This is a genomic window from Flavobacterium tistrianum (assembly GCF_003254545.1).
Lineage (GTDB): Bacteria > Bacteroidota > Bacteroidia > Flavobacteriales > Flavobacteriaceae > Flavobacterium > Flavobacterium tistrianum.
In genome coordinates this window covers 147,737-174,367 of sequence record NZ_QJRH01000070.1, presented here as the reverse complement: position 1 = coordinate 174,367, position 26,631 = coordinate 147,737, and the positions used below count along the sequence as shown (strand labels likewise).

Here is a 26,631-nt window from a genome sequence, read left to right as displayed (position 1 = left end):
TTGTAAAATACCGTGTACGCACACGCAAATATACACATAACATTAAAAAACCAAAATAAAAACCGTACAAAATGATAATAGACTCATTACATAATGCAGCAAAATACTATGGTCTGCATCCAAATTTCAAAAAAGCTTTTGATTATGTAAACCAAAATGATATTGCCAATTTTGAAGAAGGAGCTTACGAAATTGGTGAAGGTTTAAAATTAATTGTAATTGTTGGCGAAGGCAGCACAAGAGAAGAAAGCATTAAAGGTTTTGAGTGCCACGACAAAAACATCGATATCCAAATTTCTATAATTGGTCCGGAAACATTTGCATGGAAACCTAGAGAAAAATGCATCAGTCCAAATGGTGATTACAGCGACGAAAGAGATGTTCGCTTCTTTCATGACAAACCCGATATGTTTTTTGAAATAAAAGAAAAACAATTTGCAATTCTGTTTCCAGAAGATGTTCATTCTGCCATGATTGGAAGCGGACCTTTGAAAAAGATTGTAATCAAAGTAAAAATAGAATCATGAGTACTATTCAGAATTCCATAGATGTTATTTTAAAACAAGGAATGCTTCCGCTCTATTTTAATGCTGACGAAAGCAAAAGTATTGCTGTTTTAAAAACACTTTACAATGCAGGAATTAGAGCTGTAGAATATACAAGCCGTGGTCCAGAAGCACTTTCAAACTTCAAAAAAATGATCGAAGTAAGAAATGCTGAAATGCCTGAAATGCTTTTAGGAATTGGAACCATCAAAAATTTAGCGCAAGCAGAAACTTATTATTTAGAAGGAGCAGATTTTTTTATAAGCCCAGGATTTGTTCCTGAAATTGCTTCGTTTTTAATTGCGAAAGAAGTTTTGTACGCTCCCGGCTGTATGACGCCAACTGAAATTATTGCTGCTGAAAATGCTGGAGTAAAATTCATTAAACTTTTTCCAGGAAATATTTTAGGACCAGACTTTATGAGCGGTATCAGAGATGTTTTTCCTGATTTAATTTTTATGCCAACTGGAGGTGTTGATACAACACGAGAAAGCATTGAATCTTGGTTTAATGCTGGTGTTTCTGCTGTTGGAATGGGAAGCAAATTAATTAGCAAAGAAGTAATGGAATACGGTGCTTATGAAACAATTGAAAAAGAAACTAAAAGGGTTTTGGATTTGATAGAAACTATCAGAAAATAAATTCCAAATTTGAAAACCCAAATTCCAAAAACTCAGTTTAAATTCATTAGACTAATTAAAAAGTAAAAATTAATTATACAAAAATATACTTTATTTCCAATTTGGAATTTAAAGTATTGAAAATTAAAAATTAAAATGGATTCAATATTCAACCTAAAAGAAAAAATTGCATTAATAACTGGTGGCGCTGGTGTTCTGGGAAGTCGATTTGCAAATGTTTTGGCACAGCAAGGCGTTGTGGTCGGAATCGTTTCGCAATCTTTAGAAAAAGCTGAAAACACAGTAAAAGCAATCGAGGCAAACGGCGGAAAAGGTTTTGCTGTTCAGGCCAATGTTTTAAATAAAGAAGAAGTAGAAAAAGTAAGAGATTTTATTGCTGAAAAATACGGACGTCTTGATATTCTAATTAATGCCGCTGGCGGAAATATGCCCGGCGCAACGATTCAGCCAGATCAAGCTGTTTATGATATGAAAAGCGATGATCTGCAAAAAGTTATCGATTTGAACATTATAGGAACTATGCTTCCAACTCAGGTTTTTGCTGAACTTTTTGCAAAACAGAAATCAGGAAATATCATCAACATTTCATCGGCATCGGCACAAAGACCTTTAACGAGAGTTGTAGGTTATTCGGCTTCTAAAGCTGCGATTGATAATTTCACACAATGGATGGCGGTTGAATTGGCTCAAAAATACGGTGAAGGAATTCGTGTAAACGCTATTTCTCCAGGCTTTTTTATTGGCGAACAAAATCGTGCTTTGCTATTGACTCCAGAAGGAAAACTGACTCCAAGAGGCGAAAAAATCATAGATCATACGCCAATGGGAAGATTTGGAACTCCAGAAGATATTGACGGTGCGCTTTTATTTTTATGCAGCGACATGTCAAAATTCGTAACGGGAACAATCTTAAAAGTTGACGGCGGATTTGCCGCAACAAGTATTTAAGAGTTAGTCCAACTTCTCCTGCGAGGTTTCCAAAACCTTGTAGGTATAAATTATAGATACTTATAAATTAAAATTCAGACCTACAAGGTTTTGGAAACCTTGCAGGAAATAAAACAAAAACATAAAAAATGGAACAAACATTAAGATGGTTCGGACCAAATGATCCTGTTTCTTTACAAGATATCAAACAAACTGGCGCAACTGGAATTGTAACGGCTTTACATCATATTCCAAATGGAGAGGTTTGGAACATTGACGAAATCATTAAACGAAAAGTCGAAATCGAACACGAAAACGGAGATCCTAAAAAAGGAGCTTCGGGTTTGACTTGGTCGGTTGTAGAAAGTATTCCGGTTCATGAAGACATTAAAAAACAGACTGGAAATTATTTGCAATACATTGAAAATTATAAAGAAAGCATTCGCAATCTGGCTTTATGCGGCATTAAATGCGTTTGCTACAACTTTATGCCTGTTTTAGATTGGTCAAGAACTGATTTGTCTTATACAGTTGAGGACGGTTCTAAAGCTTTACGTTTTGATATCAATGCTTTTGCTGCTTTTGAATTGTTTATTTTGAAAAGACCAGGCGCAGAAAACGAATATTCTGACGAACAAAAACAAAAAGCAAAAAGCTATTTTGAAGCCATGACTGCAGAAGATAAAGTAAAATTACAGCAAAATATTTTGGCTGGACTTCCAGGTGCTGAAGAAGCTTACACTGTTGAAGATTTCTTGGTAACCTTAAGCGCTTACAATCATATTGACAGACAGGCTTTAAAGAATAATCTGTTTCACTTTTTAAAAGAAATTATTCCAGTTGCTGAAAGCAAAGGCGTTTTGATGGCGATTCATCCAGACGATCCTCCCTACCCGATTTTAGGCTTGCCTAGAGTGGTTAGTACAGAAGAAGATTTAATGGAATTAATGAATGCTGCTCCCTCAAAATCAAATGGATTTACAATGTGTACAGGTTCTTACGGTGTTCGCGCCGATAATGATTTGCCAGGAATTGTAAGGCGTCATGGCGATAAAATGAATTTTATCCATTTAAGAAGTACGCAACGCGATGAAGAAGGAAGTTTCTATGAAGCAAACCATTTGGAAGGCGATGTTGATATGTACGAAGTTGTAAAAGCAATTTTAGAAGTTGAGAAAAGAAACAACAGCACTTTGCCAATGCGTCCTGATCACGGACATCAAATGCTGGATGATTTAAAGAAAAAAACAAATCCGGGTTATTCTGCAATTGGCCGTTTAAGAGGCTTGGCAGAATTGCGAGGACTTGAAATAGGGATCAAACGATCTTTATAATTGTTTTTGCCACCAAGGCGCGAAGATGTGATTTTTTTTAATGAAGGTTCAACTTTGTCAAAGTTTAAAACTTTGACAAAGTTCTCATCAAGACTTACAATGCGTGAAACAAAAAAAACTTTGCGACTTCGCGACTTTGCGAGATTAAAAACACAAAGTTTAAAAAAATCTTAGCGCCTTAGCGGCAAAAACAAAAAAACTAACTAACCACAAAAACCACAAAACCATGATTCGCCAAGCCATTCTTATATCCTGTGGCTTTTTTATAAACACTTTACTGGCGCAGGAAATACCCCAAATTATTACTTCGAAAACCAATTATATTCCAGATTTTAGTTACGCAGGATATCACTTCGGCGAAAGTCCGATTCCTGAAGCTAACGGAAAAATTATAAATGCAGCAGATTTTGGCGTAAAAGCCAATGATAATTTAGACGATTCAAAAGCGCTTTTAAAAGCTTTTAAAGCTGCGAACGCTGTTGAAAGCAATGTAATTCTGCAATTGCCTGCAGGGCGCATTATTTTAAGTGAAATTCTTTATATCGAAAGAAGCAATTTTGTACTTCGAGGCGCTGGATCTACCGAAAACGGAACCGAAATCTATTGTCCAAGACCCATGATGTATCTTAAAGATTCGGAGGTTTTGGCTGAGCTTCGCGAATACTTAACCACTTTCGACAAAAGACAGCGTGAACCAGAAAATAATATTGATTTGCCTTTTTCGCAATATGCATGGTCTGGTGGTTTTATTTGGACTCAGGTTCCGGGCGAACGCGTAAAATCGTATTTGGATAAATACGAACCAGAATCTAATCCGTTGGCGAAGGTAAGTTCAGGCAAAATGGGCGAACATGTCATTACGGTTTCTGATGTAAAAGGATTGAAAGTTGGCGATGTTGTTGAATTGCAATTGTTTAATAAAGATGGCGAAAATGGCGAAATCATCAAAGATTTATATCAAGGCGCTAAAGTAAAACCAGGTTCGCATCACTGGAAATTTCCAAAACTTCCAATTGTGAGACAGCAGGTCGAAATCACTAAAATTTCGGGTTCAAAAATCACTTTAAAAACGCCTTTAACCATTGCTATAAAACCAAGTTATCAGGCGCAATTGGTAGAATGGAAACATTTAAACGAAGTCGGAATCGAACATCTTCGCTTTACTTTTCCTGATATTCCGAGAGTGGCGCATCATGTTGAACCTGGAAATAATGGTATATTCTTAACTCGATTGTTCAACAGCTGGGTTAAAGATGTCAAAATAACCAATGCTGACAGTGGCATTCTAGCCGAAGAAGTATCCAATATAACCATTCAGGATATTACAACCGATGGACCACATTTGGCTCATTACACCGTAACTTTAGGCGGTGTGCATAATATTTTGGTCAAGAATCTGAAAATCTATAATTCGGCTGTTCATCCTTTAAGTTTCAACACTTTTGCGACTAAAAACGTGTATCAGAACTGCGAGATATTTACAGATCCTGTTTTGGATCAACATTCAGGTGCCAATCATCAAAATTTGTTCGACAATATCAAGGTTCATTTAAAAGCTGATAAAAATAATAGTTGTGCTTTATTTGGAGGCGGAGGTGCCGATTACTGGAAACCTTCTCATGGACCTTTCAGCACTTTTTGGAATTTAAATGTACAGGTTGAAAATCCAGACGCATCAAAACCAGTTTTATTGTACGGAATGAAAGATGGCGCTTTTGCCAGAATAATTGGCGTTCACGGAAATACAAAATTTGAAATTAAATACGACATTGATCCATATATTGAATTTTTGAATATGCCAATTGAGAAGATTCCGTCATTGTATGACTATCAATTAAAAAAACGCTTGAAATAGGTACAAAGGCTCAAAGGTACAAAGGTGCAAAGTTTCTCTTTGCTTGACCTTTGCACCTCTGCTCCTTTGCAACTTTGAACCTAAAAAAATAAACGCTATGAAACATAAAATAGCTTTCCTCGCAATTATATTTATTTTCGGAAATATCTTTTCCCAAAATAAATATCGTCTTAAAAATTTTTCTACGACCGATGGGCTTTCGCAGAGTTCTGTCATTGCCATTCATCAGGATAAATTTGGGCAGATGTGGTTTGGCACACGTGATGGTCTAAATAAATATGATGGAAGCCGTTTTACGATTTTTAGGAACGATGCCGCAGATAAATTTTCGATCAGCAACAATGACATTTTAGCCATTGAAGAAGACGATTCTGGAAAAATCTGGGTCGGAACTTATAATGGATTAAACTGTTATGATCCTGTTTCAAACCGTTTTACGAGATATCTTCATACGAAAGCGAATCATACGATAAGCAATAATGCTGTTTGGAGCATTCGCGAAATTGGCGGCGAAATGTGGTTTGGAACTTCAAAAGGATTAACCATTTACAATAAAAAAACAGGATTATTTACATCGGTTTTTCATTCAGATGATGATGTTTCTACTCTTCCGAGCAATAACATTTTAAGCATTTTAAAATCCAAAGAAGGTCAAATCTGGATTGGAACTACAAAAGGTTTGTGCAAGCTCACAAATCGAATGAACGGAAAATTATTCTTTAAAAATTATCCGTTAAACACAACTGATTTGTTAAACGTTCAATCGGTTATTGAAGACCAAGACGGCAGTTTGTGGGTGGGAACAAAAAACAAAGGCCTTTTAAAATTTAATCCAAAAGAAAAAGCTTTTGTTTCTTTTTTGCCAGCTGAAAAATACCGCGAAATCAATACTGACATTCGATCTTTAGTAATTGATAATCAAGGTTCTTTATGGGTTGGCGCTTATGACGGAATTTACATTTTAGGGAAAGATAAAAGCCTTCAAAAAATCAATAACAGCAATAATGCCAACGGAATAGACAAAGTAAAGTCGGTTTTTATGGATAAAAAAGGTTCTATCTGGATTGGCTGTTATTACAAAGGCGTAAATCTTTGGGATGTTTCAAATGTCAATTTCTCTAATTACAATCAGAATTCGAAAAAGATTCCGATGAGTTTTGACGTCATAAGTTCGATAATTGCTGATAAAAATCAGAATGTCTATTTTGGAACTGAGGGAGGCGGAATTACAATTTATAATAGAAATAATGAATCTGTAAGTTACATTAACAGCAAAACTGGACAGACCAATAAAAATGATATAAAAGCGATGTGTCTTTCTGACGATCATATTTTATGGATTGGAACTTTTTCTAAAGGATTATCGGTTTACAATACAATTTCTAAAAGAATTGAAGACAACAGAATTTCTTCTGATTTAACCGAATTATTAAAAGACAGCGGTGTTTATACCCTTAAAACCGAAGGTTCAATTTTATGGATTGGAACTTTCGGAAAAGGCTTAATTCGTTACAACACCATAACCAAAACTTTTGATGCTATTGGAAATGATAATACTAAACCAGTTTTCCTTACCAATAATATTCTTCGTACAATTTTAGTCGATAAGCAAAATTTTCTTTGGGTTGGAACCCAAAATGGTTTGAATCGTATTCCTTTAAAAAATTTCAATCCGCAGAAATATGCTATTCAGCATTTCTTTTACGATCATTCGACTGTATCTGGCGATGATATTCTGACTTTATTTCAGGATTCTCAAAACAAAATCTGGGTTGGAACAAAAGCAAAAGGACTGCACTATTTTGACGGAAAAAAATTCAACCGAATTAATCTTAGAATTGGAAATACGGTTATCACTTCCATTCATTCGATTTTAGAAGATGATGATAAAAACTTATGGATTAGTACCAATCAAGGAATTATAAAGTACAGTACGATTAAAAAATCGATTGTTATTTATGATCAAAAAGACGGATTGGCTAGCAATGAATTTAATGACAATTCCGCTTTAAAATTAAGTTCAAATCAGTTTTATTTTGGAAGTCCGTCAGGAGCAACATTTTTTGATGCTACAAAGATTTCCTTAAATAAATATGCTCCACAAGTTTTAATTACCAATTTGAAAATTAAAAACGAAACGGTTCATGCACATGATAAAGATGGAATTTTAGAACAAAGCATCGGTTTTACCAAAACGATTACTCTGGATTATGACAAGGCAAATTTCTCTATCAGTTATGCGATTCCTAATTATATTCGATCTAAAAATAATCAATACAGTTATCGCTTAACTGGCTTAGAAAACAACTGGACTACAACTAAAAACAGCGAAGCTAATTTTGCGATTCAGAATCCAGGCACTTATACTTTTGAAGTTCGTGGTGCCAATAATGACGGTGTTTGGAATCAGAATCCGACAACGCTTACAGTTATTGTAAATCCAGCTCCGTGGCGCAGTATTTGGGCATTTATGCTTTATGGAATTGTAATTGGTTTAGGCTTATATGGTCTAATCTGGATTATGAAATCTAAAGCGAGATTGAAGCAAAAACTTGAACTGGAATATCTGGAAACACAGCGAATTGAAGAAAACAATAAACTAAAACTGGATTTCTTTACCAATATTTCGCATGAATTTAGAACGCCTTTAACTTTGATTTTAGGTCCATTACAGCAAATTTTAGCCGATTACAACGGAACTAACGAAATGTACAAAAAGCTTTTGGTGATTGAAAGCAGTGCCAATCATTTGTTGAGTTTGATTAACCGTTTAATGGATTTTAGAAAACTAGAAAATCATCAAGTTACGCTAGAATCGGCAAACGGAAACATTGTAAAATTTACTAAAGAAATCTTTCTTTCATTTATTGAATATGCCAAAGACGGCGGTTACGATTATGAGTTTGAAACTGAAAACGAAGAAATCTTGGTTTATTTTGACCGATACAAACTCGAACGTGTATTTTACAATTTGATTTCGAATGCTTTTAGATATACTCCAAAAGGCGGTTCGATCAAGATTAAAATCAATCACGATCAGCAAAATCTTTTTATTGCGGTTGAAGATTCGGGCGTTGGAATTGCAGAAGAGCATATTGATAAAATTTTCGATTTGTTTTTTGAAGTTCCAACTCACAATCAGGTTCAGAAAAATTACAATAAAGGAACTGGAATAGGGCTTTCAATCGTAAAAAATATTGTTGAACTTCATAAAGGAAAAATCGATGTTACGAATAAAAATACTGGCGGAGTTATTTTTAAAGTCACTTTGCCACTAGGGCGCGAACATCTTTTAGACAGCGAAATTATTCCTGACTTTAAAATTAGTGATGACATTGAGCAATATCAAGCACAATTGGAACCTTCAGAAGTTATCGAAAATGAAGACATCGAAGATTTAATTGTAAATGAAGAAAAACAGACTATTTTGATTGTTGAAGATCATAAAGTCTTGAGAAAGTTCATGAAAAACCTCCTTAAAAAAGATTACAACATTATTGAAGCTGAAAATGGTAAAATTGCTTTAGAAAAAGCTTTGAAATTTGTTCCTAACTTGATTATCAGTGACGTTATTATGCCCGAAATGGTAGGAACTGAATTGTGTTCCAAAATAAAGGAAAACATCAAAACCAGCCATATTCCAGTCATTTTATTGACTTCGCGTTCTTCGTTGGTTTACAAATTTGAAGGATTAGAAAGCGGTGCCGATGATTATATCAGCAAACCATTCAATCTAATGGAATTCAGGCTTCGCGTTAAAAACCTTCTGAATACAACTGAACGATTAAAAATCAAATTTTCAAGCGAAGACAGTTTTATTCCGTCAGAAATCACAGTTTCTTCATTAGATGAAGAATTATTGAAAAAAGCGTTCAAAATTGTGGAAGAAAACATTTCAAACGAACAATTTGATATTCCATTTTTCTGTTCTGAATTAGGCGTAAGCCGAACTATGCTATTTTTAAAAATCAAGGCATGGACGAATTGCACGCCAAACGAATTTATTCATGAAATTAGATTAAAACGCGCTGCTCAATTATTAGAACAAAACAAATTGACCGTTTCTGAAATCAGTTATAAAGTCGGTTTCAATAATCCGAAATACTTTAGCAAATGCTTTCAGAAAAAGTACGGAGAAACTCCATCTCAATACGCTGACAAATTTTACAAATCTTCAGTCGTAATTTAACGAATCCACTGTTTTAAAGGGTTAAAAAAGGGTATCTGTATTTTTAGATACCCTTTTTTGTATTTCTATATCGTTTTCGGCATCTACATTTGCGATATGAAAATCAAAAAAACCGGCTTCTTATTGCTGCAGATTTTATTTGTCATTCTAATCATCGGAATGAGTTTATTGCTTTTCTACTTAATCTAACTTATTAACCCTAAAACCAAAAAATGAATGTTTACAGACCACAAAAACAAATCGTTTAAATGGTGTTTGCTGGTATCTTTTTTACTGGTAAATATCGTGATGCACGCACAAGAACGAAAAGTGACTGGAAAAATAACTTCTAGTGAAGATTTACTTGGACTTCCTGGTGCTAATGTCTATATCAAAAATTCTTCTGTAGGCGCTTCTGCCGATATGGATGGGAATTATACTGTGATTGTAGGAGAGAAAAATGCTGTTTTAGTTTTCAATTTCGTCGGATTTCAAACTGTTGAAATTCCAGTTGGAACGAAAAGTGTTATCAATGTAAGTTTAAAACCAGATACAAAAGCATTGGACGAAGTTATTGTAGTAGGTTACGGAACTCGTAAAAAGAGCGATATAACAGGATCTGTATCTTCTGTTACGGCAAAAGAGCTTACTGCCTATCCGGTTTTAAGTGCAGAGCAAGCTTTACAAGGTCGTGCAGCTGGGGTTTCGGTAATGTCTAATAATGGTGGCGAACCTGGTGCTCCAACCAAAATTAGGGTTCGTGGAGGAACTTCTATCAATGCCAGCGGAGATGCTCTTATTGTTGTTGACGGTTTTGCAGGTGTTTCTATGCCAGCTCCTCAGGATATTGCTTCTATTGAGGTTTTAAAAGATGCTTCGGCAACTGCAATTTACGGATCAAGAGGTTCAAATGGGGTTATCATGGTAACAACCAAAAAAGGAAAAGCTGGAAAACCTGTAATTGAGTTCAGTAATTCGACTTCTGTTCAATCGGTAAATAACAAATTGCATTTATTGAATGCCGATCAGTTTGCGGCTTACAGAAAAAGTTTTACAACGCACACGCAAGGCCCTGCAGATACAGACTGGCAAGATGTAATTTATCGTGATGGAATGATTTCGAATTCACAATTGTCTTTTTCTGGCGGATCTGAAAATATAAGATATTATGTTTCTGGAACGTATTTCAATCAAAATGGTGTGGTTATTAATTCAGGGATTGACAGATATACTATTGTAGGAAATCTTGAGGCTGATTTGTCTCCAAAATTTAAAGTGGGTTTAAACACTTTTACAAGCAAACAGAACAAAGACGGAATTGTGAGCCAAACCAACGCTGGAGGAACTGGTGCTGCGGGTGTAATTGCATCGGCTTATCGTTTTATGCCAGATAAAGGAATCTACAATGCTGATGGAACTTATACTACAACAGCTCCAATTGGCGATGATATTGACAATCCGTATGCAACTGCAATGGAAAATATTTTAGAAACCGTTTCTGTAACAAACCGAAACAATTTCTTTGCCCAATACCAAATCACAAAAGATCTTGATTTTAAAACGACTTTAGGTTTAACCGATAGTAATTCGCAAACAGGAAGATTTATTCCATCAACTTTAATTGCTGGAAAAAACATCAAAGGAGAAGCTTCTGTGAACAATACTAGATTTTCTTCTTTCTTGACAGAGAATTATTTGACTTTTAAACGTGAAATTATCGATAAAGGAATTTTGACGGTTCTTGGAGGATATTCATACCAAAAAAACAAAAACGAAAATTCGTATGCAGCTTCAAGAGGATTCTTGACGAATACAAACTCTTACAGAAATTTAGGCGCTGGAACTGTTTTCTTAAAACCTGATTCTGGTTTATCTGAAACGGAGTTGATTTCTGCTTTCGGAAGGCTGAATTTTGATTATGCCGACAAATATTTACTGACATTTACAGCAAGACGAGATGGTTCTTCAAGTTTTAGTAAAAACTACAAATACGGAACTTTCCCTTCTGGAGCAATTGGATGGAACATTAGTAAAGAAAACTTCTTAAAAGACAATAAAACGGTTTCAAACTTAAAATTAAGAGCAAGTTACGGAGCAACAGGAAACCCTTCAATTGGCGCCTACTCTACTCTTTCTAGATTCTTTGAAATCTATTATGTAAGCGGTGACGTGATAACCAATGCGGTTCAGTTAACTTCATTAGATAATCCGAATTTAAAATGGGAAACGTCTTATCAGCAGGATTATGGTATTGATTTAGGTTTATTTGATAACCGAATCAGCATTACAGCAGATTATTATAAAACGATTACTAAAGATTTATTGTTCAACAGACCGCTTCCTGGAATTTCTGGAATTGCTTCTCAGCTTCAAAACGTGGGCGAATTGGAAAATAAAGGATGGGAATTGGCTATTAATACCAGAAACTTTATTGGCGCTGACTTTACTTGGTCAACCAACTTTAATATTTCTTCAAACAAAAACAAAGTTTTAAAATTAGCCGATAATAAAGATCTTTTAATTAACTCTGCTCCTGGGCATTTCTTAGCAACTGAATCGCAGATTTTAAGAGTTGGACAGCCTGTTGGTTCATTCTTCGGATTTATTTACGATGGTGTAATTCAGCAAGGAGAAACTGTTGTGCCAGGAAACTTTGAAACAGCTCCAGGTGGAGAAAAATTTAGAGATGTAAATCAAGACGGAAAATTAGATTCTCAGGATAAAACGATTATCGGAAATCCAAATCCAGATTTCATCTTCGGATTCAACAATGATTTCACTTATAAAAATCTTGATTTGAATATCTTCTTCCAAGGTTCAGAAGGAGGTCAAATCTTAAACTATACTTTGATGGAATTGGCTTCTGGAAATAACAATGCAACAACAGAAGTTCTAGACGCTTGGACACCAACTCATACTGATACTAATGTTCCTGCAAATGCGGCGAGAACCAAAAGAATCACTTCAAGATTTGTTTATGATGGAAGTTACATTCGTCTAAAAAACATCTCTTTAGGATATAGTTTAGATGAAAAAATTGTTTCGAAAATGGGATTAAGCAAAGTTCGTTTTTACATCAGTGCGCAAAACCTGTGGACGATTACAAATTATCCAGGTACAGACCCAGAAACGAACTACTTAAACGATTCAAATGCTAGAAGTAATACTTATCTAGGATTGGATTACGGAGGATATCCAAACGTAAGAACGTTTACGGCAGGATTCAATTTAAAATTTTAATCTAAAACCACTATGAAAAAATATATAGCTCTTCTTTGCTTAGGAACAATGACTTTTTTCAGCTGTTCTGATCTGGAAGAAAAACCAGTAGGGATTATTCGTCCAGAGAACTTTTTCAATAATACAGACGATTTGCAAGCTGCTGTAAATGGAGCTTTTGCCAACATTGCCCATAACAATTATTGGGGAAGAGAATTTACAATTGCCTTGATGCTTCGTGATGATATGGCCGATATTGGCGATAGAACCACACAAGCTGCCCGTATCGATGTAAACGATATGTCTATGAACGATACAAACGCGCTTGTTGCTAACTTTTGGCCTCAATCGTATGTTATTATAACGGCAGCAAATCAGGCCATTGAAGGTGCTAAAAAAACACCTGGAGATCCTGCGAAAGTAAATGCTATTGTGGCTCAGGCCTATTTTGCGAGAGCATTTGCTTATTATCATTTAGTGCGCCTTTTTGGAGATATTCCGTATGTTGATTTTGTGGTGAATGATGTAAATCAGGTAAATTCTCTTGGCAAAACAAAAGAAGCTGACGTTTATCCAAAAATCATTGCCGATTTAGAATTTGCTAAACAATGGCTAGATGACAAACCAAAAGTAAAAGCTGTTCCCGGAAAAGGTACTGCCGCTGGATATTTGGCTTCTGTTTACTTGACTTTAGGAAATTTTCAAAAAGCGTATGATGAAGCAAAATTTGTTATTACAAATGAAGCAAAATTTGGTTTAGGTCTTGATGCAGATTTTCAGGATTTATTCAATGCTACAAAAACAGCTTCATTAAAAGAGCCTTTATTTACAATCGACTTTAACAACTTAACTTCAGGAAATTACGGTCAAGATTATACTGCATTTTTTACAGGATCATTAAAAGATGACAGTTACAGCTACGGGCAAGGTTTCTCGGTTGCTGTTCCTTCATTAAAAGTGTTCAATACTTGGGATCAGAGAGATTACAGAAGAGCGGTAAGTTTTGATACCATTATCAGAAAGAAAACAGGTCCAGGTGGATCGCTTCAGGTTTATCCTTCAAGTGATAACGAAAAAGCGCCACGTCCGCATATTGCCAAATATTTCCGTTTTCCGGGAAAAGCTGGTGCTAACGGAAGAACTTCTCAACATAATTACATCACGATGCGTTTTGCTGAAGTTTTGCTGACTGCTGCAGAGGCTTTAAACGAAATTAATCCAGGAACAACAGAAGCGGATGGTTATGTAAATCGCGTTCGCGCAAGAGCAAGAAATAAAGCTGGAAAACTGGTTTCTTTTCCAGCAAACGTAACTCCAGGATTATCTCAAACCGATTTCAGAAAAATGGTTATTGACGAAAGAAGATTAGAATTGGCTTTTGAATATGTAAGATGGTACGACATTAAGAGATTAAAAATTGGACCAGAAGTATTTGGACCAAATGGATTGGAGCCGCATGCTAATTTTGATCCAAACAGAGATTATTTATGGCCATTGCCAGGAACAGAATTGGCAATTAACCCAAATCTAAAACCAAATAATCCTGGTTATTAATTTAGTAGAATTAGTATTGAACGCGGATGAAACGGAGTCGCTATCGGGAGCTGATTTAAACGGATTTTTTTACCTTACGCATAATTGGTTTCCCGCAGATTTGACAGATTGAGCAGATTGATAAAAACATTTTTAATCTGCAGGAAAAAAAAAATCTGCAAATCTGCAAAATCTGCGAGAGAAAAAAATTACAGATCAACATCTTCGCGATAATGAATCCGTAAAATCCGCGTCTAACATTTTAGTATAGAAACTAAAAATAAAGATTAATTAGTAATATGAATAAAATTAGTTTCATTTTAATCCTTGGGTTTGCATCGCTTGCAACAGCGTGCAAATCTGGGATTAATTCTCAAACAAAAAACACAACAGCAACAAATAATTTACTCGAAACGCGTTACAAAATGCTGCTCGATTATCCAGTAGATTCTATGTCGATGCCGAGAAGCATGAATATCAAAACCCTTGAAATTCGCAAAGTTCCGTCCAGAGATTGGACAAGCGGTTTTTTTGCTGGAAATCTTTGGCAATTGTACCGATTAACAGGCGATTCAAAATATAAAGAACAAGCTCAAAAATGGACACCTTTCAGTAAAAAGGAAAGTGTCAACAGTAATTCGCATGACGTAGGTTTTAAAGTGTTTTGCAGTTTTGGAGAAGCGCTGAAAGTGGAAAACAAGAAAGAATACGAAGCGGTAATTATTAAAGGCGCCGAAACTTTATGCACAAGATTCAATCCAAAAGTGGGTTCTATTCGTTCATGGGATTTCAACAAAGAAATTTGGGATTATCCAGTTATCATCGATAATATGATGAATCTGGAATTACTATTTGAAGCCTCAAAAATATCTGGAAATCCAAAATATCGTGACGTTGCTATCAAACATGCCAACACAACTTTGAAAAATCAGTTTAGAGAAGACAACTCTTGTTATCACGTTATCGATTATAATCCAACGACTGGCGAAGTCAGAAAGAAAACAACCCTTCAAGGTTACAATGATGATTCGGTTTGGGCTCGCGGTCAAGCTTGGGCAGTTTACGGATTTACAATGTCTTATCGATATACAAAAGATCCTGCATACTTAAAACAGGCCGAAGCGACTGCAAAGTTTTTTATGACAAATAAAAATCTCCCAGAAGACGGAATTCCGTATTGGGATTTTAAAGATCCTAGCATTCCAAATGCAGCGCGAGATGTTTCTGCAGCGATGGTAATTGCGTCTGCCCTATACGAATTGTATGGTTATACAAAAAATGATAGTTATTTGGCTTTCGCCGATAAACTGATGGCTTCTGTACAGACAGATAAATATATTTTAGATGCTAAAATTAAAGCACCTTTCTTATTTGATCACAGTACTGGAAACTGGCCAAAACACGACGAAATTGATGAACCAATAATTTACGCCGATTACTATTTTTTGGAAGCATTAATAAAGGTGCAAAGGCTCAAAGGTTCAAAGTAACTAAGGTTTTGAATCTTTGAACCTTTGAGCCAGAAAAATCTTTGAACCTTTGTAACTATGAACCTTTGTAACTATGAATAAAACGAATACAACTTTTTCAATTTTTGCGCTTTTTGTTTTGTTTCAAATTTGTCTGAGCAGTTTTGCTCAGACAAAGATGAACATTAACGACAACTGGCTTTATTTAGAAAATGACACTCAAAAATTAAACGAAGCACAAAAAGCATCCAACTGGACTTCTTTAAACTTACCGCATACTTGGAACGCAGAAGATGCAACCGATTTATATCCCGGATACAGACGCGATGCTAGCTGGTATCAAAAGAAATTAAATATTCCCCAAATCGACAAAAACCGCGTTTATTCTTTATACTTTGAAGGTTCGAATGTAACTACAAATGTGTATGTAAACGGAAAAGAAGCTGGATCGCATATTGGCGGTTACATTGGCTTTTCAATAGATATTACCAATTTTATTAAAGAAGGAAACAACGATATTTTTGTTCGTGTAGATAACAGTTATGATATCGAAATTATTCCGTCTCAAAAAAGCGATTTCTTTATTTATGGCGGAATCACACGCGACGTGTGGCTTATTTCGAAATACAAAAATCATATTGAGAATTTAAAAGTTACAACTCCAGAAGTTTCAGCTAAAAAAGCTTCTGTACAAATTGTTTCTTCTTTTGTAAATCCTGATAACTCAAAGGATTTATCATTAACTGTAACGCTTAAAAATCCGAAAGGAAAAAAAGTAGCAAGCAAAACCGTTTTGGTTACAGATAAAACCTCAACCATCACTTTTGAAAATATCAAAAACCCAGAACTTTGGGATACCGAAAAACCAAATCTATATAGACTTTCTGCTGTTTTATCAGAAAAAAATCAAATTAGAGATAGCGTTTCAGAAAAGGTAGGTTTTAGATGGTTTGAGTTTAAAGATCATGGCCCGTTTTACCTTAACGGAAAACGTCTATTAATTCGCGGTACACATCGTCATGAAGAACAAGCTGGAGTTGGCGCAGCGATGAGCAACGAACAGCATTGGGCTGATATGAAATCGATTAAAGAAATGGGCGCTAATTTTGTTCGTTTAGCACATTATCCGCAAGATCCAGAGATTTATAAAGCTTGCGACGAACTTGGACTTTTGGTTTGGGATGAATTGCCGTGGTGCCGTGGCGGAATTGGGAATGACGTTTGGAAAACGAATACCAAAAACATGCTGGAGGAAATTATCAATCAAAATTACAATCACCCTAGTATTATCATTTGGTCTTTAGGAAACGAAATCAATTGGCTTCCAGATTTTCCTGATGGCGATAACGATAAGAAAACAAATGACTTTTTAACGGAATTAAATGATATTGCGCATAAACTGGATCCAACCCGTAAAACAGCTATTAGAAAATATTATGAAGGTTCTCATATTGTAGATGTTTTCTCTCCTTCAATCTGGTCGGGCTGGTATTCTGGAAGTTACAAAAGCTACCAAAAAGCGATTGACGTTTACAAGAAAGAATACAAACACTTTATTCATGCCGAATATGGCGGAGACAGCCACGTAGGCCGTCACAGCGAAAACCCAATTACAGGCGAAAATGTAATAAAAGCTGAAGGATGGGAAGAAGCGATTGTACAGACTAAAGTAGCTAACATTGCTCAAATTGGCGATTGGAGCGAAAACTATATAGTTGATCTGTTTGACTGGCATTTGCATATATCCGAGAATGACCCAACGTTTGTGGGAAATATTCAATGGGCATTCAAGGATTTTGCAACGCCATTACGTCCAGAAGATGATATTCCGTACATGAACCAAAAAGGTTTGACAGACCGAAACGGAATTCCGAAAGACGCTTATTATGTATTTAAAAGTTATTGGGCAAAAGAACCTTTCGCTTATATTGAATCGCATACTTGGACAGAACGCCAAGGTCCTGAAAATACACCGAGAACGATCAGTGTTTTCAGCAATTGTGAAAAAGTGACTTTTTTCCATAATGGGAAATCGTTAGGAGAAAAACAGCGAAATCTTGCTCTGTATCCAGCAAATGGCCTAACTTGGGATGTCAATTTTAAAAAAGGAGAAAATGTTTTATTAGCTGTTGGAAAAACAAAAGATGGTAAAACAGTTTCTGATACGTTGAAAGTGAATTATCGTTTTAATAAAAATGATACGGCGGTTTCGTTACAGTTATCATCAGAAAAACTAAAAAACGGAAATTATCTTGTAACCGCAATTGCAGTTGACAACAACAATTTACGCTGTTTGGATTATGAAGCTAGCGTTTATTTTCAATGTTTAAAGGGAGGAAAAACACTAAAGAATCAAGGAACACCAACTGGAAGCGAATCTATTAAAATGGCAAACGGAAAAGCTTCTATCGAAGTTATTCCTGATGGTTCTGGTAATCCGATTGAAATGACGGCATTGAATCAAAGCTTTAAAGGAGAATATTTGAGGATTCAAGTTGAGTAAAAAAGATTCTAACATGCTAAGTTTTTTTTGCCACAGATTAAAGGATTTAAAAAGATTAAAAAAGTTCCGTTAGGAACGAAAGATTGGTAGCACCGGATGAAATCCGGCGAAATTAAATTACGCACACCAATTAAGTTCCGTAGGAACGACATATATTACACAAACAAAGATTATAAAATGAAAAAAATTCTAACATTATTATTCCTTACATCGTTCACAATTGGACAATCACAAGGTTTAATTTCTAACGTACCAAACCGAAACACCACTTCCTTAAACGGAGTTTGGAATTATATTATAGATCCATATCAAACAGGTTTTTACAGCTTTCACCTTGATCAATACGACAAAAGTGAAAAACCAGCAAAAGGAGCCTTTTTTACCAATTATCATGCTCAAAACAAACAAGAATTGGTAGAATATGATTTTGATAAATCGCCTACAATCAATATTCCAGGCGATTGGAATTCGCAGGTTACAGAACTGAAATATTATGAAGGGAATGTTTGGTTCAAAAAGTCCTTCGATTACAATTTAGCGGCTAATAAACGTCTGTTTTTATATTTGGGAGCCATCAATTATAAAGCTGATGTTTATTTAAACGGAAAAAAACTGGGAACTCATGAAGGCGGTTTTACTCCATTTAATTACGAAGTGACTTCAATCGTAAAACCTACTGGAAATTATTTAGTGATTAAAGTTGATAATACGCGTCACAAAGAAGATGTTCCAACCGTAAATACCGATTGGTGGAATTATGGCGGAATTACGCGCGATGTGACTTTAATTGAAGAAGAATCCTCTTTTGTAGAAGATTATAATATTCAACTGAAGAAAGGCAATGCAAATGTGATTTCGGGTTTTATTAAAATCAATAATTTGGATGCATCAAAAAATCAGATTTCAATTTCTATTCCTGAATTAAAAATCAACTACAAAGGAAAAGCGGATAATAACGGTATTTTAAACTTTGAAATCCCAGCTAAAAAGATTTCTTATTGGTCACCAGAAAATCCGAAATTATATAATGTCACTGTTGACTTTAATGGAAAAAAATTAAACGATCAGATTGGTTTTAGAAGTATCGAAACAAAAGAAGATAAAATCTTGCTGAATGGAAAACCAGTCTTCTTGCGCGGAATTTCGATTCACGAAGAAAACGCCAAAGGCGGACGTGCGAATTCTCAGGAAGATGCTTTGCGTTTATTAAACTGGGCAAAAGAATTGGGCTGCAATTATGTTCGTCTGGCACATTATCCGCATAACGAGAACATGGTTAGAGAAGCTGATAAATTAGGTTTAATGGTTTGGGAAGAAATTCCGGTTTACTGGACGGTTGAATTTAAAAATGAAAACACGTATAAAAATGCTCAAGATCAATTAACTGCCGCTATCACAAGAGATAAAAACAGAGCTAGTATTGTGATTTGGTCTATGGCAAATGAAACTCCAATTTCGGAAGCTCGAAATACTTTCATTAAAAATTTGGCGTCACACACGAGATCTTTAGATAATACAAGATTAATTAGTGCTGCCTTATTAACCAAAAAAGAAACTATTGATGATCCTATTGGAGAAGTTTTGGATGTTGTGGCTTTCAACCAATATTTGGGCTGGTATGGCGGAAACTTAGAAGATGCTGAGAAAATAACATGGAAATCTAAATACAACAAACCAGTTTTTGTTTCTGAATTTGGTGGTGATGCCAAAGCTGGTTTTCACGGCGAAAAGAACGAACGTTGGACAGAGGAATATCAGGAATATTTATACATCCAGAATTTAAAAATGATTGAAAAAATTCCTCACTTAAGTGGGACAAGCCCTTGGATTTTAGTCGATTTCAGATCTCCAAAAAGATTGCTTCCAGGAATTCAGGACGGTTACAATCGTAAAGGTTTAATTTCAAATGATGGCGAAAAGAAAAAAGCTTTCTATATTATGCAGGATTGGTATGCTAAAAAGAAAAAAGAATATCAGAATTAATTCGTCATTACCAATTCATTAACAAAAAACAGGCGGCAAATTATATGATTTTTCTTCATTATTAATTTACTTTGTAGTTAATCTAAAAATTGTAAACCATGAAAAAATTCTATTTACTAGCAGTTACTTTGTTTGCTGCTTTTACAGTTCAGGCTCAAGACATAGTAAAATTTGCTCCGCTTGATGCAAGTCCAGTTGATATTTCGTATTTCCCAAACAAAGCGGTAAAATTCAAAAAAACAGATAATCCAAACCCAGTTATCAAAGTACTTTACGCAAGACCTTCTGTAAAAGGAAGAACCATTTTTGGTGATGTTGTAAAGTTTGGTGAAGTTTGGAGAGTTGGCGCTAATGAAAACACAGAAGTTAAATTCTACAAAGATGTAACAATTGGCGGAAAAAAAATTGCTGCAGGCACATACAGTTTATTTGCTATTCCTGAAAAAGACAAATGGACTATTATCATCAACAAAGAACTTGATTTATGGGGTTCTTATGCTTATGACGAAAGCAAAGATGTGGTAAGAGTTTCTGTTCCTGTAAAACCAGTTTCTGAAGTTATCGAAGCTTTATCTATTGCATTTACAGCTCAAGGTAACGTAGCAAATCTTGTTATCGGTTGGGATAAAACAACGGTTGAATTGCCAATCACGGTTAAATAAGTTTTAATGAGATATGCCACGAAGGCACAAAGTCGCAAAGTTTTTTTTTAAGCTTTGCGATTTTTTTTTTGGGGGGCAAGTAACCCCATTTTTGTCATTTCGACGAAGGAGAAATCTCCACGAGAAACTCTACAAAGATTGGCTTATTATTGCGGAGCTGCTTGCGAAGATTTGCTTTGCCAGTTCGCTATCGCTCGAGCCTCCTTCGTCGAAATGACAAGATTGTGTGATAATCTGTCGAAAAAAACTTTACTATTCTTCTGCTTTGTAAGACTTTCTCATAGTACAAAAAAATCCCTTTAAAATTCTTTTTCAAAGGGACTATTGTAATTCTTTTTTAATTTTAAACCTTTACAGTTTCTATAATTTTATCCAATGTAATTGGCAAATCCCTAACACGTTTTCCTGTTGCATTAAAAACGGCATTTGCAATTGCAGGTGCCATTCCGACTAACGCTGTTTCTCCCAAACCTTTTGTTCCCATTGGGTTACTGATTGGGTCTTTTTTATTTACGAAGAAAACTTCTTGTTTTTCTATATCTGCGTTTACAGGAACATGGTAGTCTGCGAAATTATTATTGATTGGACGACCAAAACGATGATCGATTTCTAAAGCTTCCATCAATCCCATTCCGATTCCTCCTACTGCTCCACCGAACATCTGCCCTGCGGAAGTTTTCTGGCTGATTACGGTTCCAATATCGGCGCAAGAAACGACATGAGCCAATCTTATTTTACCCAAATTCGGATTTACTAATACTTTTACAAAATGAACCGAAAATGAATAAATCGAATATTTCTTCGCTTCTTCTGCCGCTTTTGAAAGATTTTCTACTTCAAAATCTTCTAATTTATTGCTACTTAAAAGTGTTGCTAACGTAACCGATTTAGATTTATCTTTTTTAGAAGAAACTGCACCGTTTTCAAAAGTTAAATCTGTAAGAGCGATTCCTTTCAAAGCAGGATTTTTACTTCCCACTTCAATTATTTTATTCAGCAATAAATTACAAGCATCATGAACCGCAGAACCAACAGATGAAGTCGTTGCTGAACCACCTTGCGTTGGACCTTTTGGCAAACCACTTTTGCCCATTTCGATAATCACATTTTCTGCTGGCAAACCTATTACTTCAGCTCCAATAGCTGTCATCATAGTTGCCGTTCCAGGTCCCATATCGTTTACACTGCATTGCAACACTAAATCGCCATTGGTTAAGAATTTTGCTTTTACAGAAGTTGGGCTCCTGTAACAGCCAAAAGTTCCTGTTCCCATTCCGTAACCCACTAACCAGTTTCCTTCTTTAACAGAACCAGGTTCGTTTTTACGATTCTTCCAGCCAATGCGTTCCATTCCGCCTTCGTAACATTCTAAAAGAAATTTACTGCTCCACGGTTTATTTTGTTCCTGATCTTTTTCGGCATAATTCAGTTTTCGAAATTCAATCGGATCTAAGTTTAATTTATACGCCATTTCATCCATTGCACATTCTAAGGCAAAAGAACCTGTCGCTTCGCCTGGCCCACGCATCCAGATTGGCGTGCAGGTATCCAAAGGCACAATTCTATAACGAGTTGAAACGTTTGGACAATCATAAATAAATCGGGACATGTTTACGGTTCCTTCCATGAAATCCTCATAACTCGAAGTCATCGCAACCGCTTCATGTGTTAAGCCTGTCAATTTTCCATCTTTGGTTGCACCAAGACCCATTTTCTGAATCGTGTAAGGTCTGAAACCAACATTGGTAAACATCTGCTCACGATGTAAAACTAACTTTACTGGACGGTTTAATTTTTTCGCACCAATCAAAGCTGCAATTTCGTACGGCCAAGTATGCAATCCCATTCCGAATGCACCTCCAAGATATTCGGCGTGAACCTCAACATCTTCAACAGGCACGCCAAAAACTCCTGCTACACTTCTACGTGTTCCTTCAACACCTTGACTTTTTGTATATAAAATTGGTTTATTTCCATCCCATTTGGCTATGATGTTTGCCAATTCCATTGGGTTATGCACTTCGGTTGGAATCGTATATTCGGTTTCTAGGATAACTTCAGCATTTTTATAACCATCATGTTCACCGCGATGGTAATCATTTCCTTTATCTGTTTCGACTTTCTTTTCTTTTTCAGTTGCTTTTTTAAGTTCTGTCGAATGTTCTTCTTTAAAATAATCGGCTTTAATTAAACTCGCTGCATATCGCATACGCTCAAAAGTATCGGCAATCACCAAAGCAATAGGTTGATCGTAATACAAAACCGAATCATCTTTGAAAATCTGCAATGGCTGACCAAAATTGTGCTTGTCCTTTGCTTTTTCGTAACCAGACGGTTTATCTACATTCAAATGTGTAATAACCGCCAAAACTCCTGGCGCCCATTCTGCTTTTTTGGTATCAATAGTTTTAATTCTTCCTTTAGCAATTGTACTTCCTACCAAACAGGCATAAACAACACCTGCTGTTTTATATTCTGCTGAATACGTTGCTGAACCCGTTACTTTAGCAAATCCGTCAACTCTATTAATATTACTTGTCTTGCTCATAATTTAATTATTTTGATGTTGCTATTGTAAGTGCTTCTGCTACTGCATTCTCTCCAAGCGTTAGTTTAAAATTATTATCACCGAATCCTTTTGCGCCTTTCATCGACAAATGGCCTGCTTGTTTAAATAGATCTTCTGAAATTGCTTTTCCTTTCAGAAATTTTTCTGTTTCAGTCAATCTCCATGGTTTATGTGCCACACCGCCCATAGCCAATCTGACATCGTTTATGGTATTATTTTTTATATCTAAAGCCACAGCAACCGATACCAATGCAAAAGCATAGCTCGTCCTGTCTCGAACTTTTAGATAATGCACATTTTTAGTAAAATTATTATCTGGAATTTCAACAGCAGTAATCAATTCTCTGCTGTCAAGTGTATTGTCTTTTTCAGGCGTATTTCCTGGGAGTCGGTGAAAATCGGTGAAGTTAATCTCTCGTTTTCCTTTTGGTCCTTCTACCAAAACTTTCGCGTCAAGCGCCGCCAAAGCTACACACATATCACTAGGATGAACTGCAATGCAACTATCTGAAGTTCCAAAAACAGCTGCCATTCGGTTAGAACCGCCAATTGCGCCGCATCCACTTTTTGGAACACGTTTATTACAAGGCATATCAGTATTGTAGTAATAAGAGCATCTTGTTTTCTGCAACATATTACCTCCAACAGTCGCCATGTGACGAATCTGCTGAGAAGCTCCAGCAGCTAACGCTAATGCTAACAAAGGATGTTTTTCTTTTATCGAAGCATCTTCGGCAACCTGACTGTTTTTTGCCAGTGCGCCAATCGAAACTTTTCCTTTTAAAAACTCAATTTTCTTTAAGTCTAATCCGTTAATGTCAACCAATTTGTCTGGAGCGACAATATTCTTCTTCATTAAATCAACAAGATTCGTTCCCCCTGCGATAAACATAGAAGAATCATCTTTAGCTTTTCCTGTAACTGCCGATGAAGAAGACAGCGCTTTAATTATTTGAAAGTTTTTCATATTTCCTTCCCTCCTTCCTTCACTTCAGTTATAGCATCAACAATATTATGATAAGCACCACAACGGCAGATATTTCCACTCATATATTCACTGATCTCTTCTCTGCTGTTAGCATGACCTTCCTTGATACAGGCAATTCCTGACATGATTTGTCCTGGCGTGCAATATCCACATTGAAAACCATCATGTTTAATGAAAGCTTCTTGCATTGGGTGCAGTTTTTTTCCTTTTGAAAGTCCTTCAATTGTAGTTACTTGTGCATTTTGTTGCATCGTTGCCAAAGAAAGGCATGACAAAATTCGAGTTCCGTTTACGTGAACTGTACATGCACCACATTGTCCGTGATCACAGCCTTTTTTAGTTCCTGTAAGCTGTAATTGTTCGCGAAGCAAATCAAGTAATGTTGTTCTTGGTTCAATATTCAAATTGTGCTTTGTGCCATTTACTTCAATAGAAAGCGGTACGGTTTCTAGATATTCCGCTATTTTTTCGTCCCATTTTTTATCTGAAGCCATTACCAACGAAGGCGGCGTCAGGGCAAGAGCGGTAAAAAGTCCTGATTTCTTTATAAAGTCACGACGCGAATTAGCATCTTCGGGCGTTACTTTATCTTGATTTGTTTTTTTAGAAGCCATGCAATCTATTTGTTAAATTAGCAAATTCACTTTTGTCCTTCTAACAAATTTAGCGATCTTATGTAAGAAAAAATTATAAAATTCAAACATTACTCTTATTTAGAATAATTACAACTTCTGTTTTTTAACCGCAAAGATTAATAGAAAGAAAATCTCTCGCAAAGTCGCAGAGACGCAAAGTTTTTAACCATATAAGTAATACAAGAAATTTAAGCTTTATCTTAATTGAACTTATATAGCTTAAATAGTTATTTTTTTGAATTAAACTTTGCGTCTTCGCGACTTTGCGAGATTATAAAATTAGTATTTTTACTAAATCAAGCTTAAATTATGTCACAGCAAGAAATCATTTATCTGGATAATAATTCCACAACGCGCGTTGACAAACGCGTTTTGGATGCGATGATTCCGTATTTTACAGATTATTATGCTAATTCAACAAGCACACATTTAGCTGGATTAAACGTAAACGAAGCTGTTGAAAATGCAGCATGGCAAACGGCAGATTTGATAAATGCTAATGCTGATGAAATTATTTTTACTTCGGGTGCAACCGAGGCAATTAATCTTGCTATTAAAGGTTTAAGCGACCAAGACCGAAAACATATCGTCACCATTCAAACCGAACATAAAGCCGTTCTTGAAACTTGTAACTTTATGGAAAGTATTGGTTTTGAAGTTACTTATTTGCCAATTGCTTCTGATGGTCTTTTAGATATTCAACTTTTAGAAGAAATAACCACAGATAAAACACTGGTTTTCATAGGAATGTTCTCTAATAATGAAAGTGGCGTCATCCAAAACATCAACGCAATTTCTAAAATACTGAAAGTCAAAAATGTGCTTTTTATGTGTGATGCTACACAAGCCGTTGGTAAAATTCCTGTTGATGTAAAAGCTCTAGGAATTGATTTTTTGGCAATGTCAGCTCATAAATTTTATGGACCAAAAGGAGTCGGCGCTTTGTATATTTCGGCGAAAGCCAAAGTAAAATTGAAATCTCAAATTCTTGGTGGCGGACAACAAAGAAAATTACGAAGCGGAACACTAAATGTTCCCGGAATTATCGGTTTAGGAAAAGCTGCAGAAATAGCTTTGAAAGAGCAACAAGAAGATCAAAAACGAATTGAAATTTTAAGAAATAAACTTGAAAAAGGTTTATTGCAGTTTGAAGGTTCTTTTGTTAATGGAAATACTGAAAACAGGATTTATAATACTTCAAATATTTGTTTCCCCGGAGTAAATTCAGAACAGCTGATTTTGGCATTGGGAAATATTTCCGTTTCAAATGGAGCTTCGTGCTCGGCTGTTACTTCTGAACCTTCACATGTTTTAAAAGCAATGGGATTGTCTGATGAAGATGCTTTGAGTTCGATTCGTTTTAGTTTGGGACGTTTTACTACTGAAGAAGAAATTGATATTGCTATTGAGCGGGTTTTAGAATTGGCTAGGCGGTTTGTCACTAAGGCTCTAGGGCGCTAAGTTTTTTTCCTTTGTTTTTAATAGATTAATTATCACTTTTCATACCTCACAGTTTTGTCAATTTCGACAAAGGAGAAATCTTCGTTGGTAATTCCGACACAGAATATTGCCAATCTTTGTAGAGTTACTTGTGGAGATT

16 protein-coding genes are annotated in these 26,631 nt (G+C 35.6%); 13 read left to right on the top strand and 3 right to left on the bottom strand.

Translation table 11 applies throughout. The annotated features are described in order from the left end of the window. The first annotated feature begins 71 nt into the window (after window positions 1-71). The 12 genes from DMB71_RS14320 to DMB71_RS14265 all read left to right on the top strand — a co-directional run bounded on the left by DMB71_RS14320 (window position 72) and on the right by DMB71_RS14265 (window position 20,839). Window positions 72-527: a YhcH/YjgK/YiaL family protein gene (locus DMB71_RS14320; protein WP_111367195.1), complete on the top strand. Its 456-nt coding sequence runs from the start codon at window positions 72-74 to the stop codon at window positions 525-527. Beyond that, window positions 524-1,186, top strand: coding sequence for a bifunctional 4-hydroxy-2-oxoglutarate aldolase/2-dehydro-3-deoxy-phosphogluconate aldolase (locus tag DMB71_RS14315; protein ID WP_111367194.1), 663 nt, complete (start codon window positions 524-526; stop codon window positions 1,184-1,186). The genes DMB71_RS14320 and DMB71_RS14315 overlap by 4 nt, the downstream gene beginning before the upstream one ends. 135 nt (window positions 1,187-1,321) lie before the next feature. Further along, a complete protein-coding gene (locus tag DMB71_RS14310) occupies window positions 1,322-2,134 on the top strand; it encodes an SDR family oxidoreductase (protein WP_111367192.1) in 813 nt (270 codons plus the stop codon). Between the two features lie 128 nt (window positions 2,135-2,262). Next, window positions 2,263-3,447: a mannonate dehydratase gene (uxuA, locus tag DMB71_RS14305; protein WP_111367191.1), complete on the top strand. Its 1,185-nt coding sequence runs from the start codon at window positions 2,263-2,265 to the stop codon at window positions 3,445-3,447. A 226-nt stretch (window positions 3,448-3,673) separates the two neighbouring features. Further along, a complete protein-coding gene (locus tag DMB71_RS14300) occupies window positions 3,674-5,302 on the top strand; it encodes a hypothetical protein (protein WP_111367189.1) in 1,629 nt (542 codons plus the stop codon). A 97-nt stretch (window positions 5,303-5,399) separates the two neighbouring features. After that, the gene (locus DMB71_RS14295; protein WP_111367188.1) at window positions 5,400-9,491 is read left to right on the top strand and encodes a two-component regulator propeller domain-containing protein; all 4,092 of its coding nucleotides are present in this window, start codon (window positions 5,400-5,402) and stop codon (window positions 9,489-9,491) included. Between the two features lie 216 nt (window positions 9,492-9,707). Then, a complete protein-coding gene (locus DMB71_RS14290; RefSeq protein WP_111367186.1) occupies window positions 9,708-12,710 on the top strand; it encodes a SusC/RagA family TonB-linked outer membrane protein in 3,003 nt (1,000 codons plus the stop codon). 12 nt (window positions 12,711-12,722) lie between these two features. Next, complete coding sequence (locus tag DMB71_RS14285) at window positions 12,723-14,243, top strand: RagB/SusD family nutrient uptake outer membrane protein (protein WP_111367185.1); 1,521 nt, start codon at window positions 12,723-12,725, stop codon at window positions 14,241-14,243. A gap of 278 nt (window positions 14,244-14,521) precedes the next feature. Continuing rightward, window positions 14,522-15,712, top strand: a complete 1,191-nt coding sequence (locus DMB71_RS14280; RefSeq protein WP_111367183.1) for a glycoside hydrolase family 88 protein — start codon at window positions 14,522-14,524, stop codon at window positions 15,710-15,712. A gap of 157 nt (window positions 15,713-15,869) precedes the next feature. Next, entirely contained in the window at window positions 15,870-18,194 is a 2,325-nt protein-coding gene (locus DMB71_RS14275) for a glycoside hydrolase family 2 protein (protein WP_239452977.1), read from the top strand. A 177-nt stretch (window positions 18,195-18,371) separates the two neighbouring features. Next, on the top strand, window positions 18,372-20,177 hold the full coding sequence (locus tag DMB71_RS14270; RefSeq protein WP_111367180.1) for a glycoside hydrolase family 2 protein: 1,806 nt from the start codon (window positions 18,372-18,374) through the stop codon (window positions 20,175-20,177). 98 nt (window positions 20,178-20,275) lie between these two features. After that, complete coding sequence (locus DMB71_RS14265; RefSeq protein ID WP_111367179.1) at window positions 20,276-20,839, top strand: DUF2911 domain-containing protein; 564 nt, start codon at window positions 20,276-20,278, stop codon at window positions 20,837-20,839. Between the two features lie 343 nt (window positions 20,840-21,182). On the opposite strand, the gene DMB71_RS14260 is transcribed toward DMB71_RS14265, so the two are convergent. Genes DMB71_RS14260 through DMB71_RS14250 form a run of 3 tightly spaced genes read right to left on the bottom strand, consistent with a single transcriptional unit; the run spans window position 21,183 to window position 25,010 of the window. Beyond that, entirely contained in the window at window positions 21,183-23,387 is a 2,205-nt protein-coding gene (locus DMB71_RS14260) for a xanthine dehydrogenase family protein molybdopterin-binding subunit (protein ID WP_111367177.1), read from the bottom strand. Window positions 23,388-23,394: 7 nt separating this feature from the next. Then, the gene (locus tag DMB71_RS14255; protein WP_111367176.1) at window positions 23,395-24,375 is read right to left on the bottom strand and encodes an FAD binding domain-containing protein; all 981 of its coding nucleotides are present in this window, start codon (window positions 24,373-24,375) and stop codon (window positions 23,395-23,397) included. Then, complete coding sequence (locus tag DMB71_RS14250) at window positions 24,372-25,010, bottom strand: 2Fe-2S iron-sulfur cluster-binding protein (protein ID WP_111367174.1); 639 nt, start codon at window positions 25,008-25,010, stop codon at window positions 24,372-24,374. Before DMB71_RS14250 ends, DMB71_RS14255 begins: the two co-directional genes overlap by 4 nt. A 330-nt stretch (window positions 25,011-25,340) precedes the next feature. On the opposite strand from DMB71_RS14250, the gene DMB71_RS14245 reads away from it, so the two are divergent. Next, window positions 25,341-26,492 (top strand): cysteine desulfurase family protein, encoded by a 1,152-nt coding sequence (locus DMB71_RS14245; protein ID WP_111367173.1) that lies wholly within the window; start codon window positions 25,341-25,343, stop codon window positions 26,490-26,492. The last annotated feature ends 139 nt before the right edge of the window (window positions 26,493-26,631 follow it).

Excerpts from the sequence above, each read along its gene's own strand:
- DMB71_RS14320 (WP_111367195.1), top strand. The coding sequence starts at position 72 with ATGATAATAGACTCATTACATAATGCAGCAAAATACTATGGTCTGCAT.
- DMB71_RS14315 (WP_111367194.1), top strand. The coding sequence starts at position 524 with ATGAGTACTATTCAGAATTCCATAGATGTTATTTTAAAACAAGGAATG.
- DMB71_RS14310 (WP_111367192.1), top strand. The coding sequence starts at position 1,322 with ATGGATTCAATATTCAACCTAAAAGAAAAAATTGCATTAATAACTGGT.
- uxuA (WP_111367191.1), top strand. The coding sequence starts at position 2,263 with ATGGAACAAACATTAAGATGGTTCGGACCAAATGATCCTGTTTCTTTA.
- DMB71_RS14300 (WP_111367189.1), top strand. The coding sequence starts at position 3,674 with ATGATTCGCCAAGCCATTCTTATATCCTGTGGCTTTTTTATAAACACT.
- DMB71_RS14295 (WP_111367188.1), top strand. The coding sequence starts at position 5,400 with ATGAAACATAAAATAGCTTTCCTCGCAATTATATTTATTTTCGGAAAT.
- DMB71_RS14290 (WP_111367186.1), top strand. The coding sequence starts at position 9,708 with ATGTTTACAGACCACAAAAACAAATCGTTTAAATGGTGTTTGCTGGTA.
- DMB71_RS14285 (WP_111367185.1), top strand. The coding sequence starts at position 12,723 with ATGAAAAAATATATAGCTCTTCTTTGCTTAGGAACAATGACTTTTTTC.
- DMB71_RS14280 (WP_111367183.1), top strand. The coding sequence starts at position 14,522 with ATGAATAAAATTAGTTTCATTTTAATCCTTGGGTTTGCATCGCTTGCA.
- DMB71_RS14275 (WP_239452977.1), top strand. The coding sequence starts at position 15,870 with ATGAACATTAACGACAACTGGCTTTATTTAGAAAATGACACTCAAAAA.
- DMB71_RS14270 (WP_111367180.1), top strand. The coding sequence starts at position 18,372 with ATGAAAAAAATTCTAACATTATTATTCCTTACATCGTTCACAATTGGA.
- DMB71_RS14265 (WP_111367179.1), top strand. The coding sequence starts at position 20,276 with ATGAAAAAATTCTATTTACTAGCAGTTACTTTGTTTGCTGCTTTTACA.
- DMB71_RS14260 (WP_111367177.1), bottom strand. The coding sequence starts at position 23,387 with ATGAGCAAGACAAGTAATATTAATAGAGTTGACGGATTTGCTAAAGTA.
- DMB71_RS14255 (WP_111367176.1), bottom strand. The coding sequence starts at position 24,375 with ATGAAAAACTTTCAAATAATTAAAGCGCTGTCTTCTTCATCGGCAGTT.
- DMB71_RS14250 (WP_111367174.1), bottom strand. The coding sequence starts at position 25,010 with ATGGCTTCTAAAAAAACAAATCAAGATAAAGTAACGCCCGAAGATGCT.
- DMB71_RS14245 (WP_111367173.1), top strand. The coding sequence starts at position 25,341 with ATGTCACAGCAAGAAATCATTTATCTGGATAATAATTCCACAACGCGC.